The organism is Ornithinibacillus jepli (assembly GCF_047228935.1).
Classification (GTDB): domain Bacteria; phylum Bacillota; class Bacilli; order Bacillales; family Amphibacillaceae; genus Ornithinibacillus.
The window spans coordinates 45,359-67,508 of record NZ_JBFEGG010000003.1; the positions used below are offsets into that span (position 1 = coordinate 45,359).

Sequence of the window (22,150 nt, forward strand, 5' to 3'; positions counted from 1 at the left end):
GGTAGAATGGATACTTTTTTAATCTTTGTAGCTCCATTTTTAGTGATCATCACAGGGATTGTAGTCGCTTTTTGGTGGGGATTGAACGATGAGGTTGTACGGAGAGAGAAGGGGGGCTGAGATTAAACAGTTCCAGAAATGTTGGAGTAAACTCAAAGGAATAAGGTTGATACAATTGGAAAGGTATTTTTCGAAACTAACAAGATTCCCTTGACAAACGACTTAATTCTGTTATTATATTGAATTATATTTCAATTTCATATTGAACCTTGTCATTCGATGAGGTAGAGGTGCGGATAATAAGAGTAAGCAATCGGAGTATGACATCGATGAGGATTGCCTGAAAGGATTATTTGCCGAAGCGTAATGAAGGTCAATTTCATTATTGCTGGTGTGTTTTCTGAATAAGGAGCATACTGTCATGCAATTTTTAAGTGCATGGAGAACTACTGATCAGGATGGAGGATAACGTATTGTGTTAAAGACAATGGTAGGTTATTTTCCTATTCGTTGTCTTTTTTGTTTTGTCTAGAACATTGGACTAGCTACCCCGACTTTTCTAATATCAGAACAAAAAAGACCTCAAATTATAATCCCTCTCTCAAGTTTTCTATGCGCACCCAAAAAAAAGATAAGTACAGAAAGGGATGTGCAACATGAGTACAAACGCAAGAAAGACACGGAAGAAATTTGAATTTCCACACAGTTTTATTATTCTATTTGGATTAATGGTTATTACAGCTATAACTACATACCTAATCCCAGCTGGACAATATGAACGGGTAGTGGATGAAAATGGTCGTACGGTTGTAGCCGATGGAACCTATCAAACTATTGAATCGACTCCAACAGGGTTTATGCAGTTATTTGAATCGTTACATTTAGGGATGGTTGATGCAGCTAGCATTATTTTCTTTATTTTTATTGTAGGTGGCTCGTTTGGTATTTTAACTGCTACGAAATCAATTGAAGCTGCTTTTGGTTCGCTTACGAAAAAATTAAATGGAAAAGAAATTATACTTATTCCAGTTATTATGATATTTTTAGCTATTTGTGGTGGTACATGGGGGATGGCTGAGGAAACCATTCCATTCATCTTAATTGCCGTACCACTTGCGATGCGTATGGGATTTGATTCTATTACTGGTGCAGCAATGATTATCGTTGGAGTATATGCTGGATTTGGTTCTGCATTTATGAATCCATTCACAGTAGGAGTTGCCCAAGGAATTGCTGGATTACCAACATTCTCTGGTATGGGAGTACGTTTCGTATTTTGGCTAATCTTTGTTGGAGTGACAATTGTTTACGTCATGTTTTATGCGAGAAAAGTGAAAAAAGATCCAACACGTAGTTTAATGTATGCTGAAGATAAGAAGCGTGATGTAAGTCTAGATGAAGAAAGTAGCAAAGGTTTATCAAAAAGCCAAATTGCTATTCTAGTAGTTTTAGGTCTAACGATTGTTGGCCTTGCACTAGGGGTTATTTTACAAGGGTGGTATATTACAGAAATCACTGCACTATTTGTAATCATGGGAATTGTCGTTGGTATTATTGCAAGATTTAAACTGAACGAGATTGCGAACGCCTTTGTAAAAGGGTGTGAAGAAATGGTACAAGGTGCATTAATTGTTGGTTTTGCATATGGGATATTACGGATTTTACAAGACTCGAATACAATCGATACAATACTTTATTTTGTATCGAATTTAGTAGCAGATTTACCGACTGCATTTGCAGCTGTTGGCATGTTCATTGTTCAAAGTCTATTAAACTTTATAGTTCCTTCTGGGAGTGGGCAGGCAGCAATTAGTATGCCAATCATGGCTCCTTTAAGTGATTTACTTGGTGTTAGCCGTCAAACGGCAGTTTTAGCTTTCCAATATGGTGATGGAATTTCAAATGCTTTCACACCTACAGCTGGCGTATTAATGGCTTCCTTAGCACTAGCAAAAATCCCTTGGATTAAATGGATGAAGTGGATTCTACCATTAGTGTTGATTCAGTATGCATTGGGAGCTATTTTTGTAACAATAGCACATTTATTTATTTGGTAGAAGTGTCATGAGGGAGAAGCTCATGTACATTTTATAGGGGAATGAGAAGCGCGATAGACGTCATCATAGTCAAATTAAGGTATAATATAATGGAAACGTTTGTTACTGAGGCTAGGCTACTATCAAAGTAGTCTAGCCTATAAAAATTAACAGATTCAAACATCGGAGGAATCAATATGCTAGAGTCGTTATTTGCAAGATTGGAAGATATATATCCGGAGTTAGTGGAGCTTCGTCGTGATTTTCATATGTATCCGGAGCTTTCCCATCATGAAGTAAATACGCCAAAGAAAATCGCAGAATATCTAGAAAATCTTGGCATAGAGGTTAGAAAAGAAGTTGGTGGCAGAGGTGTCGTTGGGACACTAAAAGGTGGAAAGCCTGGTAAGACAATTGCGTTACGTGCGGATTTTGATGCCTTACCAATTCAAGAAGAGACAGGACTTCCATATCAATCACGAGTTCCTGGTGTGATGCATGCATGTGGTCATGATCTTCATACTGCCTCACTTCTTGGTGTTGCAAAAGTATTAAGTGAGTTTAAGGATGAGATATCTGGAACAGTAAAGTTTATTCATCAGTTTGCTGAAGAAGCTACTCCTGGCGGTGCGATGCCGATGATAGAAGATGGATGTTTAGACGAGGTAGATGTTATGTATGGTGCCCATGTTATGTCGACAGAAGACCTTGGTACGGTTAGTGTAAAAGAAGGATATTTTTCTTCTGCACAGGATGACTTTAATATTACGATTTATGGAAAAGGTGGACATGGTTCACAACCACATTTAACCGTTGATCCGCTTGTAACAGGAAGCCAACTTGTCGTTAATCTACAACAAATCGTTAGTCGTCGAGTAGATCCACAGCAAGCAGCAGCTTTAACAGTTGGCTCGTTTGTAAGTGGGGAAGCAAATAATATAATTCCGGATACGGCTGTCATTAAAGGTACTGTTCGTACGTTTGATGAGGAAGCTCGTACGACTATTGAGGAAGCGTTGGAAAGTGTTACCCGTTCCACTTGTAGTCAAAATGGTGCAAGAGTGGATTATGAATATATTAAAGATTGTCCATCTATTTATAATGATCCAGAAGAGACGAAGATAGTACAAGAAATTGCTAAAGGATTGTTTGGTGCCGAAAATTTATCTACGGATGCTCCGATGATGGGGAGTGAGGACTTTGCATTCTACACTAAGGAAGTTCCCGCTGTTTACTTTACGGTCGGTGGTCGAAGTGAAGCGTTAGATGGTGATTATCCGCATCATCATCCGAAGTTCAATGTGGATGAACGTGCAATTATAAATATTGGGAAGATGTTTATTTCATTGGTAACAAAATAATAAAACTAATTTAGCACTAAGACCCTTTTTTAACGTCTTAGTGCTTTTTTATTCCTATTAGAAAGACAGAACTGTCCCCCTTGACAAGCTACCCAAAAGTGATATGATACATTTATCTGAATTTATAAACAATTCCATTTGAGGGGGGATATTATGGAAGAGATTCAAGAAATGCCAGAGGTAGAGAAAGAGAAAAAGAGAAACGTAAAGAAGATTCTGCTATGGACTTTAGTTACAATTATTGGTTTAGGTATAATTGCAATCATTTTTGTAAACGTATACATAAATAAGTCACTACCCCAATTAGAAGGAGAAATAGAGATTGATATTCTTCAAGATGAGGTTGCAGTTATAACGGACGAAAATGGTGTTCCACATATAAGGGCGAAGAACGACCGTGATTTGTACATAGCACAAGGATATGTACAAGCTCAGCAACGCATGTTTCAAATGGAGCTATCACGAAGGCAGGCATCGGGTACATTGAGTGAAGTGATTGGAGAATTATCCGTGAATCAGGATAAATATTTTCGAACATTGGGATTAAGGAGAGCAGCTGAGGATTCATATGAGGTTTATTCAGATGAATCGAAAGAGGTTCTAGACTGGTTTGCTTTAGGTGTAACTACCTACATACATGAGGCGAAGGCAGAAAATAAGCTACCAATAGAATTTACGCTATTAGGCTTTGAGCCGGATGATTGGAGTCCAATTGATTCTTTAACGATTGGGAAATACATGGCATTTGACTTAGCAGGTCATTGGCAGCAACAGGCGTTTAATTATTATTTGCTAAATGAATTTGATGAAGAAAAAGCATATGAGCTGTTTCCTGCATATCCGGAAAACAGACCAACAATTATTAAAGAGGAAGAAATAGATATTGCTTCTAGCTTCGAACATGCGGTTATTCCACATACGTTTAATGGTAGTAATAACTGGGTAGTTAGCGGAGAGAAAACAGAATCTGGTTTACCACTCCTGGCAGATGACCCCCATTTAGGGCTAGCTACACCATCCATCTGGCTACAAATGCATTTAGAATCGGAAACTGGAATGAATGTTAGTGGGGTTATTTTTGCGGGGGTTCCAGGAATCATACTTGGCCACAACGAAGATATTGCTTGGGGCGTTACGAATACAGGGCCAGATGTACAGCAATTGTATATCGAAAAACGTAATCCAGACAATGAGAACGAGTTTTTATATGAAGAGAAATGGGAGGAAGCAACGGTAATCGACGAACCAATTAAGGTAAAGGATGGAGAAACAATTGATTATCAAGTTGTTGAAACACGTCACGGCCCGGTCATCTCTGAGTTTGCTGAGGATACAGGGGAAGATACAGTCTTATCATTACGTTGGACAGCGTTAGATCCTTCAACAGAACTAGAGGCTATCTTAACGATTAACCAGGCAACGAACTGGGAGGAATTTGAAAAAGGATTGGAAAAGTTTCTAGTTCCTGCACAGAATTTTGTGTTTGCTTCTACAGATGGTACGATCGCCTACAAAGCGAATGGAAAAATTCCGATTTATGAAGATGGACAAGATGCATTACTTCCACTTCCTGGCTGGGAGTCAGCGTATGAATGGAAGGGCTTTATTCCGTTTGATGAGCTTCCAACGGTAGTTAATCCGGATAAAGGATTTATCGCAACTGCCAATAATAAGATTGCGCCAGACAGTTATCCGTATCACATTAGTAATGTCTGGGCACAGCCTTATCGCTATGAGCGAATTGAGGAAGTACTGGAGTCTGGAGATGATTTTACTGTAGAGGATATGCAAGCATTACAAATGGATCAAACCGATTTAAGGGCACGTGAGTTTGTACCGATTTTCCAGGAAGCATTAGCAAGTACGGAACTTGGTGAAAAAGAAGAAGCGGCTTTGAAATTGCTGTCTAACTGGGATTTTGTGGATGAAGTTGACAAGCCCCAGCCACTAATTTTTGAACACTGGTTGATGGAAATTCAGGATATGCTATTTGAGAAAAATATTCCAGATTCGATGATGGGGCTTTTTGAAGGGAAGGGGCAAGCCGTCGATAATTTGTTAAGAAAAGCCGCAAGTGGAGAAGAATTGATTTGGATAACTGAAACAGGTGGTTTAGAAAATCTATTGGCAACGTCATTAGAAACGACAGTGACAAAGTTGAGTACTGAGTATGGTAATGATCTTTCTGCTTGGGAGTGGGGCGATTACCATAAAGTTCAATTTTACCATCCTTTATCCAGTGCTAGCCCATTGTTGGAGTTTTTCTTTAATAGAGAAAAGCCAATTCCGGTTGGTGGTAGTGGTATAACTCCGATGGCTACAAGTTATGAGAATGAGACTGGTGAAGTCGACCATGGGGCCTCATGGCGCTTTGTCATTGATATGAGCGATATTGGCACAGGATACCATATAGTTGGGCCTGGTCAAGCTGGACACTTCAGGAGCGAATGGTACCACGACCAAATAGATGATTGGGTAGAAGGGAACTATCATAAAACAAGACTGAATGAGGTAGAAGGATTAGATTTGCTACTCGTGCCAGCGGAGTGATTCGTTGAAGGAGAAAGTCACAACCCGAACTATTTCGATATAGAAGAGCTACTAGTGCATAGATGCTAGTAGCTCTTTCTGTTATGAATGATTCTATTATTCTATGAATTTATCGGAAATCGTTAGTTCAAAATTAGTATTTACAAAGCAGGATGCCCGCTATTTACTCGGAGAGATGATTGTATGTGGTATATAACTATCCCTTTTTATACAAAAATGGAATAATTTTGATAAAAACAGAAAAATAGACATAATATCGTGAGACAAAAGTATTATAGAAGTATAAAGGTTGTATAATCTTTCTTATAAAAAATATAAATTAACTATTGCCAAGAAACATATTATAATTTATGCTATAACTATGTTCTGTATAAAGAACATAACTATGCACTTAGTTGGACTGTGGAGGTTTATGTGGGTGTTTTTATTTTAAAGTTATGTTCTATATATAGAACAAATTTGGCGATGTCTACTATGCCACTATCGTTGTAGGCACTCGGTCAGGCTGTGGGTTGAAGTAAACCTTAGACGCTTGTCGTCGATAGTTTGATGTGAGGGTGGGTTAGATGCCCATATATATTAATTTTATCCATGAAAGAGGGAGGTCTTTACGTTGGATGGTAATTCGACTCCAACTAGCTTTTATGAAGAATACACTTCGTCAATAGGAATGATACAACCTAATTATAAACAACAGTTAAATATTTTTATTTTCTTAAAACGGATTATTGATATAAGTTTTGCAGTTTTTTGTTTACCTTTTGCTATTTTATTGATTGGAATTTTTTCTATTCTAATTAAGTTAGAGTCGCCTGGACCTTTATTTTATATTCAGGAACGAGTGGGGCAATATGGGCGATATTTTAAGGTGTATAAGCTAAGATCGATGTTTATTGATGCAGAAAAAGATGGCCCAAAATGGGCCTTAGAAAAAGATCCCAGAGTAACAAAGGTTGGAAGGTTTATGAGAAGGACTAAAATCGATGAACTCCCCCAATTTATCAATATATTAAGAGGAGAAATGTCATTGATTGGACCACGTCCTGAACGTCCTATATTTACAGCAGAGTTTGAAGAAAAATATCCAGGGTTTACAAAAAGATTACTAGTGAAACCAGGTTTGACCGGATTAGCACAAGTGAGTGGTGGATATAATATTTCACCAAAAGTTAAGTTAAATTTGGATTTATATTATATAGAAAAAATGGGGATTAAACTGGATATGCAGATTTTATTTAAAACGATTAAAGTCGTTTGTTCTGGATATGGATCAAGATAAAGTTCAGTCTGTAAACTGGTAAGAATGATCACGTTAGGGGGACTTTAATTGAAATGTTTAATTGTCACAACGTTAGAGCGACAAGTCTTATTATTTTTGGTTCCACATATTCAATTGTTACAGGAAATGGGCTACCAAATAACTATCGCGACTTCAATAGAGGATAGTGACTTACTTCAAGAAAAGCTACCCAATGTCTCTCTCCAACATATTTCCTTTTCACGAAAAATTCAAAGCGTATCAAATGTTCATGCTTTCTTTCAAATTAAAAGTTTATTTCGGCTGGAGTCCTTTGACTTCGTTCATGTACATTCCCCTATTGCATCTTTTGTTACAAGATTAGCAGCACCTAGTACAATCCCTATTGTCTATACTGCACATGGATTTCACTTTAATGAAAATGGCTCTAAATTTAGTAATCAAGTATTTTTTCTAGCGGAGAAATTTGCCGGAAAAAAAACCCAGCGTTTAATCGTCATGAATCAGGAAGATTATCAGAAGGCACAAGGTATCTTAGACAGTGGAAATATTCACTTCATACATGGTATTGGTGTTGATTCTAATTATTATAATCCAAAAAACATTTCACAGATTGATAGAGTAAATATGAAACAAAGCTTAGGAATAGTACAGAATAAATTAGTTATTACCCATCTTGCAGAATTTAATGAGAATAAACGACAAATGGATATAGTAAACGCAGCTGAACAATTAAAAGAAGTATACGAGGATTTTATCATCTTATTAGTCGGAGACGGGGAATTGTTAGATGATATTAAACGTGAGATAGCTCAAAGGGGGCTGACAGAATATGTTCGTTGTCTAGGCTTTCGTCAAGACATTCGAGCTATTCTAAGCATTACGGATGTTGGCTTGTTGGTCTCATTAAGAGAGGGGCTTCCTAAGTCGGTAATGGAAATGATGGCCATGGAAATTCCGATTGTAGCTACCGATATCCGAGGTAATAAAGAGCTAGTTCTTGATGGTGTCAATGGATTACGTATTCCAATTAAAAGTCCTCATAAGCTAATGAATGCACTGTCGATATTACTCAATCAACAAGATTTAAGAGAAGAGATGGGAGCTCATGGGAGACGGGAGGTTCTAGCGAAGTATGACGTAAAGGTGATCCTCGAGAAAACGAGAATCGTTTATGAAAGCATCCAAGTAAATAAACCAATCAAAAGCGGTATTCGTACAGAGAAAATAAAAACAATCAACCATACCGATTGATTGTAGCTAACGGTGGTGAATAATGCTTAATAGAGGTAAATTTGTTATTTCGCTTGATTTTGAATTAAATTGGGGTGTTTTTGACGTTTATAAATGTAATCAATACGAAAAGAATTTAATTGGTGCTAGAGAATCTATTCCAATGATGCTAAGTAAATTCAAAAAGTATAATATTCATGCCACATGGGCCATTGTCGGGTTCTTGTTTTTTTCGAATAAAGAATCCCTATTGCAGTGGATACCAAAAGAACAACCACTTTATAAGGAAGAAAGTTTGTCAGCCTATAAACATTTGCAGCATATTGGTGAAAATGAAGTGGAGGATCCGTATCATTTTGGGTTATCTTTAATCAATCATATTCGACGTTTTCCAAATCAGGAAATTGCTTCACATACCTTTAGCCATTATTATTGTCTGGCCAAAGGGCAATACTCGCATACTTTTGAAGCTGATTTACAATCAGCCATCACCATTGCTGAACAGCATGGAATTTCTATCAAAACACTAATCTTCCCACGCAATCAGGTAAACCAGGATTATTTAAACGTATGTGAATCATACGGTTTAACTGCATATCGAGGTTGTGAGGAACATTGGTTATATCAAATAAAACAAGATTATGATGGAAAGATAAAACGAGCAATTAGGTTACTAGATAGCTATATAAACCTTTCGGGTCATCATATCTATAACATGGCGGATTGGAAGCAAGAACGTTCTCTTGTTAATATTCCCTCTAGCCGATTTATGAGACCGTATTCCAAACAGCTAAAATTATTTGAAGGTTTAAAACTAAAACGAATTAAGACAAGTATGACAAAGGCTGCACTAGAAGGGAAGCTGTACCATCTTTGGTGGCATCCGCATAACTTTGGTGCGGATCTCGAAAAAAATATAAAAATGCTTGAGCATATCTTAGAGCATTATTGCATGCTGAGAAATCAGTATGGAATGGAAAGTTTAACGATGCGGGAAGTAAGTGAACGTTTATCAAATAAAGCAATACCTGAAAGCCAAATTATATAGAAAAAATAATAAATGTGGTGTTTACAATGTTTTCTTCAAGAAAAATGGACTTCTTCCTAATCGGATTATTGGTATTTTGCTTACCAATTATGTTTCATCTGCAAGTAATCATTCAATTAAATGCTTCTATAAGCGATGTACTCATCATTTTTGTATTACTTTGGGCCATAGCGAATAAAGAAAATCGAGGAATCATTGCAAGTGTACTGGCAAAATACCATCTGATTATCATTTATATTCTATTATTAATCTACTTTTGTTTGGTAAGTATGATCAACTATTTTACCAATATTTTTGTAGATTTTCCGTATGGTGTATCAGCTGTTTTGAAGCTATCGGTCAATTTTATGTATGTATTTATATTTTTGGTCTATATCGAAAAATACAAAGAGAAAATTCTATTACATGTTTTACGCTGGTGGAAGTATACGGCATTGGTAGTTGCAATCATTTGTATTGGGAGTGTTTTATTGTATCGCGTGGGTATCGATAATGGATTAACCCTACAAGGACGCGCGCTAGCGACCTTAAATGACCCAAATCTAGCAGCATTATACTTAATCGTATCTCTATCTTTCATAGCTCTTTATTCGATTCTAAAACAGAAAAAAGTAACGATTAATCTATCCATGATTTTGGTTTTAGTTGCTCTTTTTACTACCGCTTCACGTGGTGGCATTTTAAGTATTGTTCTTAGCGTTATGGCAGTTCTATTTATTGTTTTCATGGCAGGTAGAATGAAGGAACTTATTCTCTTTGTAAGCATTGCAATTATCGGTTGTCTGATTGTGTACTGGGTAAATTCTTATTCTAGCATGATTAGTTTTGCAGTGGAGAGAGTAACCAATATAGGATCCGAGGGAGATGGTACTTCTTACCGGGTGTTTTTATGGGAATCTGCCATTGAAATGTGGGTAAGAAACCCTATCATAGGTGTTGGAATTGGTCAATTCATTTCCTATTCGCCTGAGATATTTGGATATACCTTTTACAATATTCCACATAATACGTATTTAACCTTTTTGTCGGAGACTGGAATTTTAGGGTTTTGTGCCTTCATTTGGTTTCCGCTGTATCTCATTAGTAAACTGGTGACTGGTGTCGTAAGTAGCGGGAATAAGGTGTACTTCTATCTTCTAATTGGGCTGATTGCCATTGCAATTCAAGCGATATCCATAAATATTGAAAACATCCGTTTTATTTGGCTATTTTTAACCATTGCTTTTGTATTCATTAGACATGTACCTAATCAGGGAACTTTTTTATATGCGCAGCATCTGGAGGTGAAGAAATGAAAGATAGCCTTTCCATACAAGATATTATACAAACCTTAAAAAAACGAAGTGTATTCATCATTGGAATCACAATTGGATTAATTATTATTGCGGTAGTACTTAGCTACTATGTAATAGCACCTACGTATCAGTCTTCATCGCAGTTTATGGTTATTGAGCAACAAAATGACAATATCCAATTTAGTATTAGTCAGATAGAAACTAATCTGGAGTTGATTAACACCTATATGGAGATTATTAATAGTCCATATATTCTTGAGCAGGTTATAGACGAATTAAATCTTTCGATAACTCCGGAAGAACTCAGGAAGGAACTTGATGTAACCAGTGGGGAGAATTCACAGGTAGTAACTGTATCTGCTATTGGGAAAAGTCCTGAGTCAGCAGCTTTGCTTACTAATACAGTCGTAGAACAGTTTCAACGTACAATTCCGGATATCATGAGGGTTGAAAATGTGTTGGTTTTATCGGAAGCAAAGCCTTCATTATCACGGGAACCCATTGCACCAAGGCCAATGATGAACATGATGATTGCAGCTTTTGTTGGAATTGCAACAGGTATTGGGTTGGCATTATTTTTAGAGCTTTTAGATACGAAGGTGAAGGTGGAAAGAGATATTGAAGAATTAGGTATAGCTGTGTTAGGTGTCGTCTCTAACATAAAAAATACTAAACGAACAAGAAACAGACGAAAAACAAGGCATGATATAAGAGAGGAGGGGAAGAGGCTAGATGCGCAGGAAGGTTGAAGAAAGACGAGGTAACCTTGTTACCATTGAACAAAAGAATAAGCAAAGCTCAGAGCAGTTTCGAAGCCTTAGGTCAAATATTCATTTTGCTTCCTTTAATAAGAGTATCAAAACACTTGTGATTACTTCCCCCAGCCCAGGTGATGGAAAGACAATGACAGCGTCAAACCTTGCCATGGTATTTAGTCAAGAGGGAAAAAGGGTATTATTAGTAGATGCTGACTTACGGAAGCCCAGTGTTCATTATTTGTTCGGATTATCTAATCAATATGGTTTATGTAATCATCTTATCGGACAAAAGGATATTCATTCTATCATTACAAATGTGTATCCGAATTTAGAGATTATTACTAGTGGACTAACACCGCCAAATTCACCAGAACTACTTGGTTCTAAGCAAATGGATGAATTTATTTCCGAGGTAAGAGAAGAGTATGATTTAGTGATTTTTGACACCCCACCTATTTTAGCAGTAACGGACGCTACTTTAGTTGCAAACCAGTGTGATGGGACATTATTAGTTGTCCGAGTGAACAAAAATGAGGTGAAGGATGTTGCAAAGGTGAAAGAGCAACTTAATTTGGCAGGAGCTAATATACTTGGTGCTATTTTAAACGGAAAAAAACAAATGAAGAAAAATGATCATTATTATTATGGGAATTAAATAGCTAAAGGGGATTAATGGTATGTTAAGCGTTCGCTATAAGAGAGGGTTTCTTAGAATTTCAGAAAACATGGAATATGAACAAATGGAGAAATCAAGATCGATTGATGTTGCTTTATACTCAAATGTTATCTTTCCATTTGAAAAACAGAATAATCCACTTGTAGATGTCAGAAAAATGAGCAAGATAGTCGTTCAGAAATGTAAAACTTTACTAATTGATCTGCATAAAACGGAAGATGAAATTTTTCAAGAGATTCATAAAAATACTATATATAAGATTAATAGAGCAATGAAAAGAGATCCGATTACGTATTCAGAGATAGAATCACCAACTGATAAGGATTTAGAGGTGTTTTGTTCGTTTTATAATAACTTTGCCAAACAAAAAAAAATCCCTCCTGCAAATCTAGAAAAACTTCAAGGATTAAGAAATCAACATTCGATTATTTTATCTTATATAAAAGATGAAGAAGAAAGAATTCTTTGCTGTCACGTCCATTATTTTGTAAAGGACTCAGCTGTCTTGCTTTATTCTGCTTCTGGTCGATTTGATAATAAAGGAATGAAGAATTTAATTGGAAGAGCAAATCGTTATCTTCATTGGAGAGATATTTTAAAATTCAAGAATAGTGGTCTAAACTGGTATAACTTTGGCGGATTATTTGTGGATCCATCAACAAGTGAAACGAATAGGATTAACCAATTTAAAAAGGAGTTTGGAGGTATAGAAGTAAACGAATGGAAGCTTGTTCATGCCTGTTCGCTAATAGGAAGAATAGTAGCTTTTGCTTACATGTGGAAGATTCGTAAAAGACCAGAATATCTAAGGGGAAAGATTGTTTATCAACCCTGAATGGAGTCTACTATTTTCCGAGAGGATAATGTGCTCCATAGAAAGAAAGGATGGAAAATATGTTACAAGTTTCATATAATAGAGGATTTTTAAAAATGATTAATGGCTTTGAAGTAACCGATATTAATGAATGTAAGTCTGGGGATGCCGTGATCACTACTAATGTGATATTCCCTGGAAAACAGATAGAATGTCATCTTCTTGAAGTAGCAGGAGTAATTTTAGTCGGTAAAACTTCCCTTATTGATATTGATAGGAAGGAAGAAGAAATCTTTGCTGATATTCATAAAAATACAAGGTACAAAATTAACCGTGCTGAAAAACGTGATCCAATTCATTATCATGTAACAGACTTTCCTACGGATGATCAACTTCAACAATTTGTGGTATTCTTTAACAATTTTGCAAAGCATAAAAGAATTCAAGGAGCTAACCTAGAGAGATTAAAGTCTTTTCGAGATCAACATGCTATTGTTTTGTCCTATATTACAGATAATCAAGAAAGGATACTATGTACACATATACACTATATCGTTAATGATTACAGTTGTTTACTATATTCGGCATCAGCAAGATTTGAAAATTCCCAAATAAGAAATTTGATAGGAAGAGCGAATCGATACTTGCATTGGCAAGATATAAAACTAGCGAAAGCTAAAGGATTAAAATGGTATAACTTTGGTGGAATATCGACGGACAAAAAGGATATTCCACATCAATCGATTAATCAATTTAAAATGGAATTCGGTGGGCAGTTGGTGGATGTTTTAACTAGAATGTATGGATCTACTGTTCTGGGAAAGTGTGCTGTTTTCCTTTATAAAATGAAAGCTAAAAATCGACCAGAGTATATATCTAAAGAAAATTTAACCGGACTTAGAAGTTATTAAACCCTAGAGGATTTAAAATATGATGGGGTATAAGGAGAAAATCGTGATAATTGAAAAGTTACCTTTATGGAAGAACATGTCTTGGACAGTATTCGGGAATATTTATTATTCTTTGTCACAATGGTTTATTCTTATCATTCTCGCGAAGTTAGGCACACCAGAACTAATGGGAATATACATGCTAGGTTTAGCGGTTACTGCACCTATTATATTCTTTTTCGAAATGGACTTGCGCGTTATCCTAGTAACAGATGCAAAGAATAGTGTGGAGTTTAGTCATTATTTGGGTACTAGAATGATTTCCTTATTTTTGGCTATCACAACGATTTGTCTAATGTCCATCATATTCGATTATAAATTATTGACAACGTTTATTATTATCATTATTGGATTGGCAAAAGTTTCGGAATCTATTAGTGATATTATTCATGGACAATTACAGCGATTTGAGCGAATGGATTTTATATCGATATCACTAATTTTAAAAGGAACTTTAACCTTATTGGTATTTTTACTTCTTCTTTTTTTTACAGAAAACTTAGTTATTGCAGTAATTGGTCAAGTAATCGTTTGGGTATTTGTACTTCTACTATTTGATCGAGTTGTATTAAAACGATATATCTCCACGAGACCACTGTTTCACTTACCAATTATGAAATCACTTCTAAGAATGGGTCTTCCACTAGGCGTTGTTACACTTCTTGTAACATTAAATACTAACCTACCCTTTTACTTTGTAGAATATTACTTAGGAAAAGAAGTGCTCGGTTTTTTCGGTGCGATTCTTTATTTATTATTTGCAGGTAATCGATTTGTTAATGCATTGAGGCAACCCACTATTCCTATTTTATCTAGTCTCTATGAAAAGAAAGCTGTAAAAGAGTTTAATCAATTTTTGATTAAATTAGTTTTAGTAGGATTTTTAATAGGTATTGTTGGGGTGATGCTTTCCTATTTCTTAGGAGAGTGGATTCTAACGATAATCTATTCTTCAGAATACACTCTTTACAAGGATGAGTTTGTATTGGTAATGGTGTCGGGGGTTTTCTTATATCCACTAATGTTTCTAGATGCTGCTGTTGATTCCGCAAGATACTTTAAGATTCAGCCATTTCTATCACTTTTTTGGATCATTATTAGTTTAATAACCGGCTTTATATTTATACCAACATATGGGGTAGTTGGTGCGGTCTATGTGGTACTAGTTTCATCTATCATTCAATTTTTTACATACGTGTTTGTTTATCTATACATTTTAGCAAAAGCGAAGAAAACAGAGGAGCTCTGCCTTAATACTGAAGCATTTCAAGAATGAAAGAGTAAACAGAAATGTCATATTAATTATGATGATGGGGGTGAAGCAATTGTCCGTATTAGTAACAGGTGGTGCTGGCTATATAGGTACCCATATTTGTGTCGAATTACTTCAAGCTGGCTATGATGTAGTGGTCATCGATAATTTTTCTAATAGTAAGATGGAAGCACTAGACCGTGTAACAAGAATTACTGGAAAGAAAATTAAAGTATATAAGGTAGACTTAATAGATAAGGAAAGTTTGTTACAGGTTTTTACTAATGAGAGTATTGAGTCTGTTATTCATTTAGCAGGATATAAATGCGTAAGTGAGTCTACTTCAACTCCATTAAAATACTATGCGAATAATATTACAGGGACAATTAATCTATGTGAGGTTATGCAGCGTTTTCATGTGACAAAACTAGTATTTAGTTCATCAGCAACCGTTTATGCTCCGACCACTCTGCATGAACCCATTTCAGAGGAACATATATTAGGAGCTATCAATCCATATGGACACACAAAACAAATGATTGAGGAAATCTTAAAAGGACTATACTACTCTGATCCTACCTGGAGCATCAGTGTTTTACGTTACTTTAACCCAGTAGGTGCCCATGAAAGTGGTCTAATAGGTGAAGATCCAAAGGGAATACCTAATAACTTAGTTCCATTTATCGCGAATGTCGCTATCGGTAAATTACCGATGCTTTTTATTTATGGAAACGACTATCCAACAAAGGACGGAACAGGGGTAAGGGATTATATTCATGTTGTAGATTTGGCGAAAGGGCACCTTTGTGCTCTTGAAAAAGTGACACAATCAATAGGTTTTGATACGTACAACTTAGGAACTGGAAAAGGTTATACAGTTTTGGAAATGATAAAGGCTTTTGAACAAGTATCTAAAAGAAAAATTCCGTATAAAATTGTATCGCGTCGAAAGGGTGATGTCGCTATATGTTATGCAGATGTATCGAAGGCACGAGAGGAATTAAGTTGGATGGCCAGGAAAAACGTAGTAGCAATGTGTGAAGATACATGGAGGTGGCAGCGGCTCAATCCAAATGGATATAGGAAAGGTCATCATCAAACCTATGAAAAAGAGGTAATTCTAAATGATTGGTAAAAATCTAAAAAAAATAAGGTTAGTAAGGGGACTTAGCCTATCAGAGCTTGCTGAAAAATCATCTATTTCTAAATCATATCTAAGTAATATCGAACGAAACTTAAATGAGAATCCTTCCATTCAGGTATTAGAAAGAATTTCAAAAGCATTACATGTCGATATTCAAACATTGGTAGATAATAAGACGTCAACCAATGTTGAAATGGATATAGAATGGATGGATTTCATTGAAGAACTACGAAAGTTCGGAAATGAAAAAGAAAAAATTCAAGAACTACGATCCATCATAGAATTTATAAAATGGAGGAAAGAAGTTTCAAGTACAGATAGGGATTTGGATTAATATATCAGTCTATTCCCAATCTTGGTAAACCTTGAATGGAATTAATATCCTTTTCTCCAGAACAATATATTGTCATTAACGATAGAAGGGGTTACGATTCTTCAAGTCTCTAATCTACATGGAAGGGAATTTGTGATAGAATAGAGAAAAAATAAAAAATTTGAGGGATACGTATTGGAAAAAGAATCTAGTAATCGAACTCCGTGGATCATAGTTTTAGTATTAACAATCATCCTATTTGGGGGGTTAATGTTAACTCAACCGATGAATGAAGAAGAGGCAATTAAACTGGCAAAAGAACTTGTCCCAGCAGAATTTGATGAAGTTCTTTCAACTAAATTTATTCCAATTAAAGAAAATGATCTAGGTGCTGAATTATGGGAAGTTCAGCTGATCAACAGTAAAAATGAAAAGGTAATACTCATTATCAATGGACAAAGTGAGAAGTTAATTGAGGGTAGAATTGAAGATGGTGAGACTGGTGAGGTACTGAAAGAATTGTAAGTAATATGTGCGGGTAATTGGCAAAGGAAAGCAGAACGTCTTGTTGTAAGAGGTTCTGCTTCAGGGTCAACGTTTAAAACTAGATTTAATTGAAATATTAACCTGCTCCAATTTCTCCCGCAATAATTTAATCATCTCGACCGCTGATGGAGTATCACCATGAACACAAATAGTTTCTCCGACTACATCTATTTCTTCTCCAGTTATCGCTGTAATTTTATTTTCTGTTACTATCTTTAGAACATTGCTAGCAACTTGTTCTGGTTCATTGATTACAGACCCTGGCTGGCTTCGTGATACTAAAGTTAAGTCTTTGTTATAGGCTCTATCAGCAAACAATTCTAAAAGAACAGGCTGACCTTTTTGCTTTGCTACTCTTTCTAGTTCAGAATTAGGTTTAACATAAATAGGTAAATTCATATCGACCGATTGAACTGCTTCTACGATACTAGTAGCAATACTAGTATTCGTATCTGCCATGTTGTTAAGGTTACCATGAGGCTTCACATGCTGCATAGCTACCCCATGTTTTTTACAAAATATATCTAATGCACCAATTTGATAGAGAATGAGATTAGTTAGTGTCTTAGGTGGTATATCCATATTCCAACGACCAAATCCTAAAAGGTTTGGAAAACCGGGGTGTGCACCAACACCAACATGATATTTTTTAGCCATCTGTACGGTGCGGTCCATAACATCCGGATCTCCTCCGTGAAATCCGCAAGCAATGTTGACAGAAGACACTAGTTTTATTACTTCATCGTCTCTTCCTAATTGATAGGCTCCGAAACTTTCTCCTATATCACAATTTAGATCGATGTATTTCATTTTTATGATTGCCCTCCTTTTAGACTTGCTTTCAGGATTTTAAACATGTTTTCTTGTTTGCGTAATAGTTGATGTGCCTCTTCCAATGTAACTTTCTGAAAGGAAACCAGGTCCCCCGGTTTTAATTGGGCTATTTTCGGAAGGTCTACGGTAATAACGCCTGCTATTTTCGTATAACCACCAACGCTTTGTCTCCCAACCTGAAAAAGAATAGGTAGTCCGTTCTGCGGGACTTGAATGGCACCGTGGAACATTCCTTCAGATAGAATATCAGCTCCACACATGTGTTCAATTGTTGGCCCTTCTAGACGACAAGCCATACGGTCAGAAGAGGTTGATACTGCATATTCAGAAGAAAGAAACGTATCGATTCCATTTTCAGTGAATTTATCATCTTGTGGACCAAGGAGGATGCGAACTTTAATATGATTTGGATACGTTGGGATTAGGCTTATTGGTAATCTTCTTCTATATGATTGGTAGGAAGAATCTTTGAAAGTATCAATTATGTCACCTTTTTGCAATGCTCTCCCATCCATTCCACCTATGCCACCAATTAAATCGGTTGATTTACTTCCCATTACTTGATCTGCCTTTATTCCTCCAGCTACAGCAATGTATGAACGACATCCAGAAGAACCTCCTTTGAAGGCGAGAATATCTCCCTTCTTAACAGAAAAGGAAGTCCACATTGGTGCTGGTTGTTGATTTAATTCAGGTTGAAGGTTTCCGCCAGTTATAGCAATTACCATGTTTTTTAGAGCTTTTATTTGCAAGCCAAACAACGTAACTTCGATTGTTGCTTCGTTGTCTGGGTTTGCTACAAGAATATTCGCAATTCGATGTGCATACGGGTCAGCTGCACCAGACACAGCAAGTCCAAATTTTTGATATCCTTTTCTTCCTAAATCTTGAATAGATGTTAAAAGACCGGGTTTTAATACTTCAAATATTGGAATCACCACCAAGTCTATCGTATTCTTCTTTTGTAATTGCTTTAAATTTAACCATATCTCCAGGTGATAGTAAAAACGGACGTTCACTTTTTGGGTTGTACAATGTAATTGGTGTATGTCCGATTAACCTCCAGCCCCCAGGACTACTAACTGGATAGATGCCAGTTTGGTTGTTTCCAATTCCAACGCTACCTGCTTTAATCTTTGTTCGTGGGTCTCGAAGTCGAGAGGTATGAATCTTGCTAGAAAGGCCACTTAGAAATGGAAATCCTGGTGTAAATCCTAAAAAGTTAACCATATAGATTGGCTCGGTGTGAATTTCAATTACTTCTTCTTCGGTAAGATGATTAATCCTTGCTACATCGGTTATGTCAGGACCTAGTTCCCCACCATATAATACGGGAATTTCAATCAAGTTAGTTTGTTCCTTTTCGGTTAAGTCGATAGCATGAATCATTTCTTCCAGTTTTAGTTGAACTGATTTATAGGCAATTTTGATTGGATTATAGTGTATAAGAAGGCTTGAATATCCTAGAATCACTTCCTCTATTCCTTCTAGCTTTTTCAACTCGATATGCTCTGCTAGTTTTCTTACTAACTTACTAGTCTCATCATTTATTTCACTAGGAAACGATAGTAAGATTGATTGGTCACCTGCGATTTTAAATGTAAAGTCCATGATAAGGCCCCCTTCTTGATTATACATGAAGGGGAGAAAGTCCCTCAATGTTTCTATTAATAAGTGAGGTTCATGATATAAAAGAGGATGGAAGTATATTACATAAGTTTAATAGTTAACAAAGAGTTTACAACGGGTTAATGTTGAGGTAATAAATGGTAATTATAATTAAAAGTGTAGTAAGGATTACTACTTTTTCAATTGTCGCTTTCAGGTTTACTGATATATACCCCCTATTTTTTAGATAAAAGGACACCAAGTGCCTAAGAGTCCACTAAGGCAGTTGGTGTCTTTTTATAACTTTCAATAGAATTAGATTACCCTACGTCCACCACATATCTCCAACAGATTCTTTTACCATTACTGGTTTTAACGTTTCTACAGCCTTTGTGAAGCCTTCTTCTATGGACATTAATCCGTCTTCATGCTCAATACTTACAACATAATCATATCCGTAAAGGCGAAGTGTGCTAATCATATCTGCCCACTCTTTTCCGTCATGCCCGAATCCAACTGTGCGGAAGTACCAAGCTCGATTTTGCATATCGGAATAAGAGGTCATATCGGTTAATCCATTTTTATTCACATTTGGTTGATCGATGATTGTATCCTTAGCGTGGAAATGATGGATGGCATTTTCTCTACCTAGAATTTTAATGGATTCAACTGGGTCAATTCCTTGCCACCACATATGACTAGGATCTAAGTTAGCACCAATTGCTGGTCCACATTCTTTACGTAATCGTAATAGTGTTGCCGGTGTATGAACGGAAAAACCACCATGAAGCTCTAGACCAATTTTTACATTATGTTGTTCTGCTAAGGCGGCTTTCTCTTTCCAATACGGGATAATTTTTTGCTCCCATTGCCACGTTAAAATTTCTTGGAATTCATTTGGCCATGGTGCAACTGGCCAGTTTGGATATTTTGCATTTTCATGATCTCCAGGACAACCTGAAAATGTATTAACTACTGGTATACCTAATTGACTTGCAAGTTTGATTGTTTTCGTAAGAGTCTTATCTGCTTCATCTGCTATATTCTTTTGTGGATGAAGCGGGTTACCATGACAACTTAAAGCGCTTACAATTAATCCCAGATTGTTAATTTTACTCATGAATTCCTCTTGCTTTTCTTGATTTTCGAGTAAATCGTCTAATTTACAATGAGCATTACCTGGGTATCCACCAGTCCCTAACTCGACTGCTTCTATTCCTTTTGCTGCAACATAATCTAGCATCTCCTCCAGATTTTTATCTGAAAATAATACAGTAAACACCCCTAATTTCATATTCAATACCTCCCAAAATGTAATCCGTTACATCTATTATACATAAAAACAATCAAAATCAATATAATTTTTTAAATAAATGGTTATTTCAGTATTGACAAACAATTCTTATAAAATTACAATCAAATTGTAATCGATTACATTTATTGCTGAAAGTAGGAATCATCATGGCAAATATTCAACAAATCGCCGAGAGGGCAGGTGTGTCAGTTGCAACGGTTTCTAGAGTTTTAAATAATGCAACGACTGTATCACCTAAAACAAGAAATAGAGTGGAAAATGCGATTAAAGAATTAAATTATCAACCGAGTATGTTAGGAAGGAACTTAAGAAATTCAGAGAGCCGACTCATATTAATTCTCTTACCGAATTTCTCTAATCCATTTTATTCAGAAATTATCAACGGCATTCAGGATACTGTCATTTCAAAAGGATATAATATTCTGTTATGCGAAACAGACTCAAAACCTGAACGAGAAAATATATATTTTAATATGGTTAAGAACAAGCTTGCCGATGGTGTTATTTCAATGGACCCGACTATTAACATGAAAAAACTTAATGAACTTGCTGAACAACATCCTGTCATTCTTTGTAGTGAATATGAAGAGGGTGGTTGTATTCCATATGTTACTGTCGATAGTGAACTAGCTGCTTATCAAGCGGTAAAGCATTTAATTAAGCTTGGTAATGAAAAAATTGCACTCATTAATTCCGATGAAAAATTTTTGTATGCTAGACAAAGACGCGCAGGATATGAGCGGGCATTAAAAGAATTTCATCTACCCATTCGTGATGAATGGATTTATCATACAAAAGGATTAGATTTTCAACATGGTGTTCATGCGATGCGTATGTTACTTCAGCAAGAGGAAAAACCGACCGCGGTATTTGCTGTTTCTGATACGTTAGCAATTGGTGCGCTTAAAGCAATCAATAATGAAGCGAAGGATTTGGGGCCAATTGCTGTAGTTGGTTTTGATAATATTACCTTTTCTAGTATGACAAATCCTACTCTGACAACGGTATCTCAACCAATGTATGACATGGGATGTAACGCTGCCGAAATGCTGATGAGTAGTATGAAAGGGGAAAAGGTGGAGAATATCGTATTGGATCATGAATTAATCATTCGTGAATCTACCATGGGGTAATAGAAACATCTAACCATTAATGAGGA

The 22,150-nt window shown here is 36.1% G+C and carries 21 protein-coding genes and 1 riboswitch; of the genes, 17 read left to right on the top strand and 4 right to left on the bottom strand.

Annotated elements, in window-relative coordinates; translation table 11 throughout:
* Positions 1-6: 6 nt before the first annotated feature.
* From cydS to AB1K81_RS12160, 16 genes are all read left to right on the top strand, one after another.
* A complete protein-coding gene (gene cydS, locus AB1K81_RS12085; protein ID WP_412976905.1) occupies positions 7-120 on the top strand; it encodes a cytochrome bd oxidase small subunit CydS family protein in 114 nt (37 codons plus the stop codon).
* A 157-nt stretch (positions 121-277) separates the two neighbouring features.
* Positions 278-457, top strand: a riboswitch (Lysine riboswitch).
* 199 nt (positions 458-656) lie between these two features.
* Positions 657-2,057 carry a YfcC family protein gene (locus tag AB1K81_RS12090; RefSeq protein ID WP_412976906.1) on the top strand — a complete coding sequence of 467 codons (1,401 nt, stop codon included), beginning with the start codon at positions 657-659 and terminating at the stop codon, positions 2,055-2,057.
* Between the two features lie 176 nt (positions 2,058-2,233).
* Positions 2,234-3,397: a M20 metallopeptidase family protein gene (locus AB1K81_RS12095; protein ID WP_412976907.1), complete on the top strand. Its 1,164-nt coding sequence runs from the start codon at positions 2,234-2,236 to the stop codon at positions 3,395-3,397.
* Between the two features lie 153 nt (positions 3,398-3,550).
* Entirely contained in the window at positions 3,551-5,947 is a 2,397-nt protein-coding gene (locus tag AB1K81_RS12100; RefSeq protein WP_412976908.1) for a penicillin acylase family protein, read from the top strand.
* A 670-nt stretch (positions 5,948-6,617) separates the two neighbouring features.
* Positions 6,618-7,226 carry a sugar transferase gene (locus tag AB1K81_RS12105; protein ID WP_412977370.1) on the top strand — a complete coding sequence of 203 codons (609 nt, stop codon included), beginning with the start codon at positions 6,618-6,620 and terminating at the stop codon, positions 7,224-7,226.
* Between the two features lie 48 nt (positions 7,227-7,274).
* Positions 7,275-8,459 (top strand): glycosyltransferase family 4 protein, encoded by a 1,185-nt coding sequence (locus tag AB1K81_RS12110; RefSeq protein ID WP_412976909.1) that lies wholly within the window; start codon positions 7,275-7,277, stop codon positions 8,457-8,459.
* A gap of 22 nt (positions 8,460-8,481) precedes the next feature.
* Positions 8,482-9,486, top strand: a complete 1,005-nt coding sequence (locus tag AB1K81_RS12115; protein ID WP_412976910.1) for a polysaccharide deacetylase family protein — start codon at positions 8,482-8,484, stop codon at positions 9,484-9,486.
* Between the two features lie 26 nt (positions 9,487-9,512).
* Positions 9,513-10,781, top strand: coding sequence for an O-antigen ligase family protein (locus AB1K81_RS12120; RefSeq protein ID WP_412976911.1), 1,269 nt, complete (start codon positions 9,513-9,515; stop codon positions 10,779-10,781).
* Positions 10,778-11,530 (top strand): YveK family protein, encoded by a 753-nt coding sequence (locus tag AB1K81_RS12125; RefSeq protein WP_412976912.1) that lies wholly within the window; start codon positions 10,778-10,780, stop codon positions 11,528-11,530. Before AB1K81_RS12120 ends, AB1K81_RS12125 begins: the two co-directional genes overlap by 4 nt.
* Positions 11,514-12,194 carry a CpsD/CapB family tyrosine-protein kinase gene (locus tag AB1K81_RS12130; protein ID WP_412976913.1) on the top strand — a complete coding sequence of 227 codons (681 nt, stop codon included), beginning with the start codon at positions 11,514-11,516 and terminating at the stop codon, positions 12,192-12,194. Before AB1K81_RS12125 ends, AB1K81_RS12130 begins: the two co-directional genes overlap by 17 nt.
* A 22-nt stretch (positions 12,195-12,216) precedes the next feature.
* A complete protein-coding gene (locus AB1K81_RS12135; RefSeq protein ID WP_412976914.1) occupies positions 12,217-13,050 on the top strand; it encodes a hypothetical protein in 834 nt (277 codons plus the stop codon).
* 59 nt (positions 13,051-13,109) lie between these two features.
* On the top strand, positions 13,110-13,940 hold the full coding sequence (locus AB1K81_RS12140) for a peptidoglycan bridge formation glycyltransferase FemA/FemB family protein (RefSeq protein WP_412976915.1): 831 nt from the start codon (positions 13,110-13,112) through the stop codon (positions 13,938-13,940).
* Positions 13,941-13,959: 19 nt separating this feature from the next.
* On the top strand, positions 13,960-15,255 hold the full coding sequence (locus AB1K81_RS12145; RefSeq protein ID WP_412976916.1) for an oligosaccharide flippase family protein: 1,296 nt from the start codon (positions 13,960-13,962) through the stop codon (positions 15,253-15,255).
* A gap of 49 nt (positions 15,256-15,304) precedes the next feature.
* Positions 15,305-16,366, top strand: a complete 1,062-nt coding sequence (gene galE / locus AB1K81_RS12150) for a UDP-glucose 4-epimerase GalE (protein WP_412976917.1) — start codon at positions 15,305-15,307, stop codon at positions 16,364-16,366.
* Entirely contained in the window at positions 16,356-16,709 is a 354-nt protein-coding gene (locus tag AB1K81_RS12155) for a helix-turn-helix domain-containing protein (RefSeq protein ID WP_412976918.1), read from the top strand. The genes galE and AB1K81_RS12155 overlap by 11 nt, the downstream gene beginning before the upstream one ends.
* Before the next feature lie 174 nt (positions 16,710-16,883).
* Complete coding sequence (locus tag AB1K81_RS12160; RefSeq protein ID WP_412976919.1) at positions 16,884-17,213, top strand: hypothetical protein; 330 nt, start codon at positions 16,884-16,886, stop codon at positions 17,211-17,213.
* 66 nt (positions 17,214-17,279) lie between these two features.
* Here AB1K81_RS12160 and AB1K81_RS12165 read toward each other — a convergent pair whose 3' ends face one another.
* The 4 genes from AB1K81_RS12165 to AB1K81_RS12180 all read right to left on the bottom strand — a co-directional run bounded on the left by AB1K81_RS12165 (position 17,280) and on the right by AB1K81_RS12180 (position 20,970).
* Complete coding sequence (locus tag AB1K81_RS12165) at positions 17,280-18,044, bottom strand: LamB/YcsF family protein (protein ID WP_412976920.1); 765 nt, start codon at positions 18,042-18,044, stop codon at positions 17,280-17,282.
* A gap of 2 nt (positions 18,045-18,046) precedes the next feature.
* Positions 18,047-19,009, bottom strand: coding sequence for a 5-oxoprolinase subunit C family protein (locus AB1K81_RS12170; RefSeq protein ID WP_412977371.1), 963 nt, complete (start codon positions 19,007-19,009; stop codon positions 18,047-18,049).
* Positions 18,990-19,679 carry a 5-oxoprolinase subunit PxpB gene (pxpB, locus tag AB1K81_RS12175; protein WP_412976921.1) on the bottom strand — a complete coding sequence of 230 codons (690 nt, stop codon included), beginning with the start codon at positions 19,677-19,679 and terminating at the stop codon, positions 18,990-18,992. Before pxpB ends, AB1K81_RS12170 begins: the two co-directional genes overlap by 20 nt.
* A 322-nt stretch (positions 19,680-20,001) precedes the next feature.
* Complete coding sequence (locus tag AB1K81_RS12180) at positions 20,002-20,970, bottom strand: sugar phosphate isomerase/epimerase family protein (protein ID WP_412976922.1); 969 nt, start codon at positions 20,968-20,970, stop codon at positions 20,002-20,004.
* 167 nt (positions 20,971-21,137) lie between these two features.
* Here AB1K81_RS12180 and AB1K81_RS12185 point away from each other — a divergent pair, with 167 nt between their 5' ends.
* On the top strand, positions 21,138-22,124 hold the full coding sequence (locus AB1K81_RS12185) for a LacI family DNA-binding transcriptional regulator (RefSeq protein ID WP_412976923.1): 987 nt from the start codon (positions 21,138-21,140) through the stop codon (positions 22,122-22,124).
* Positions 22,125-22,150 lie beyond the last annotated feature (26 nt).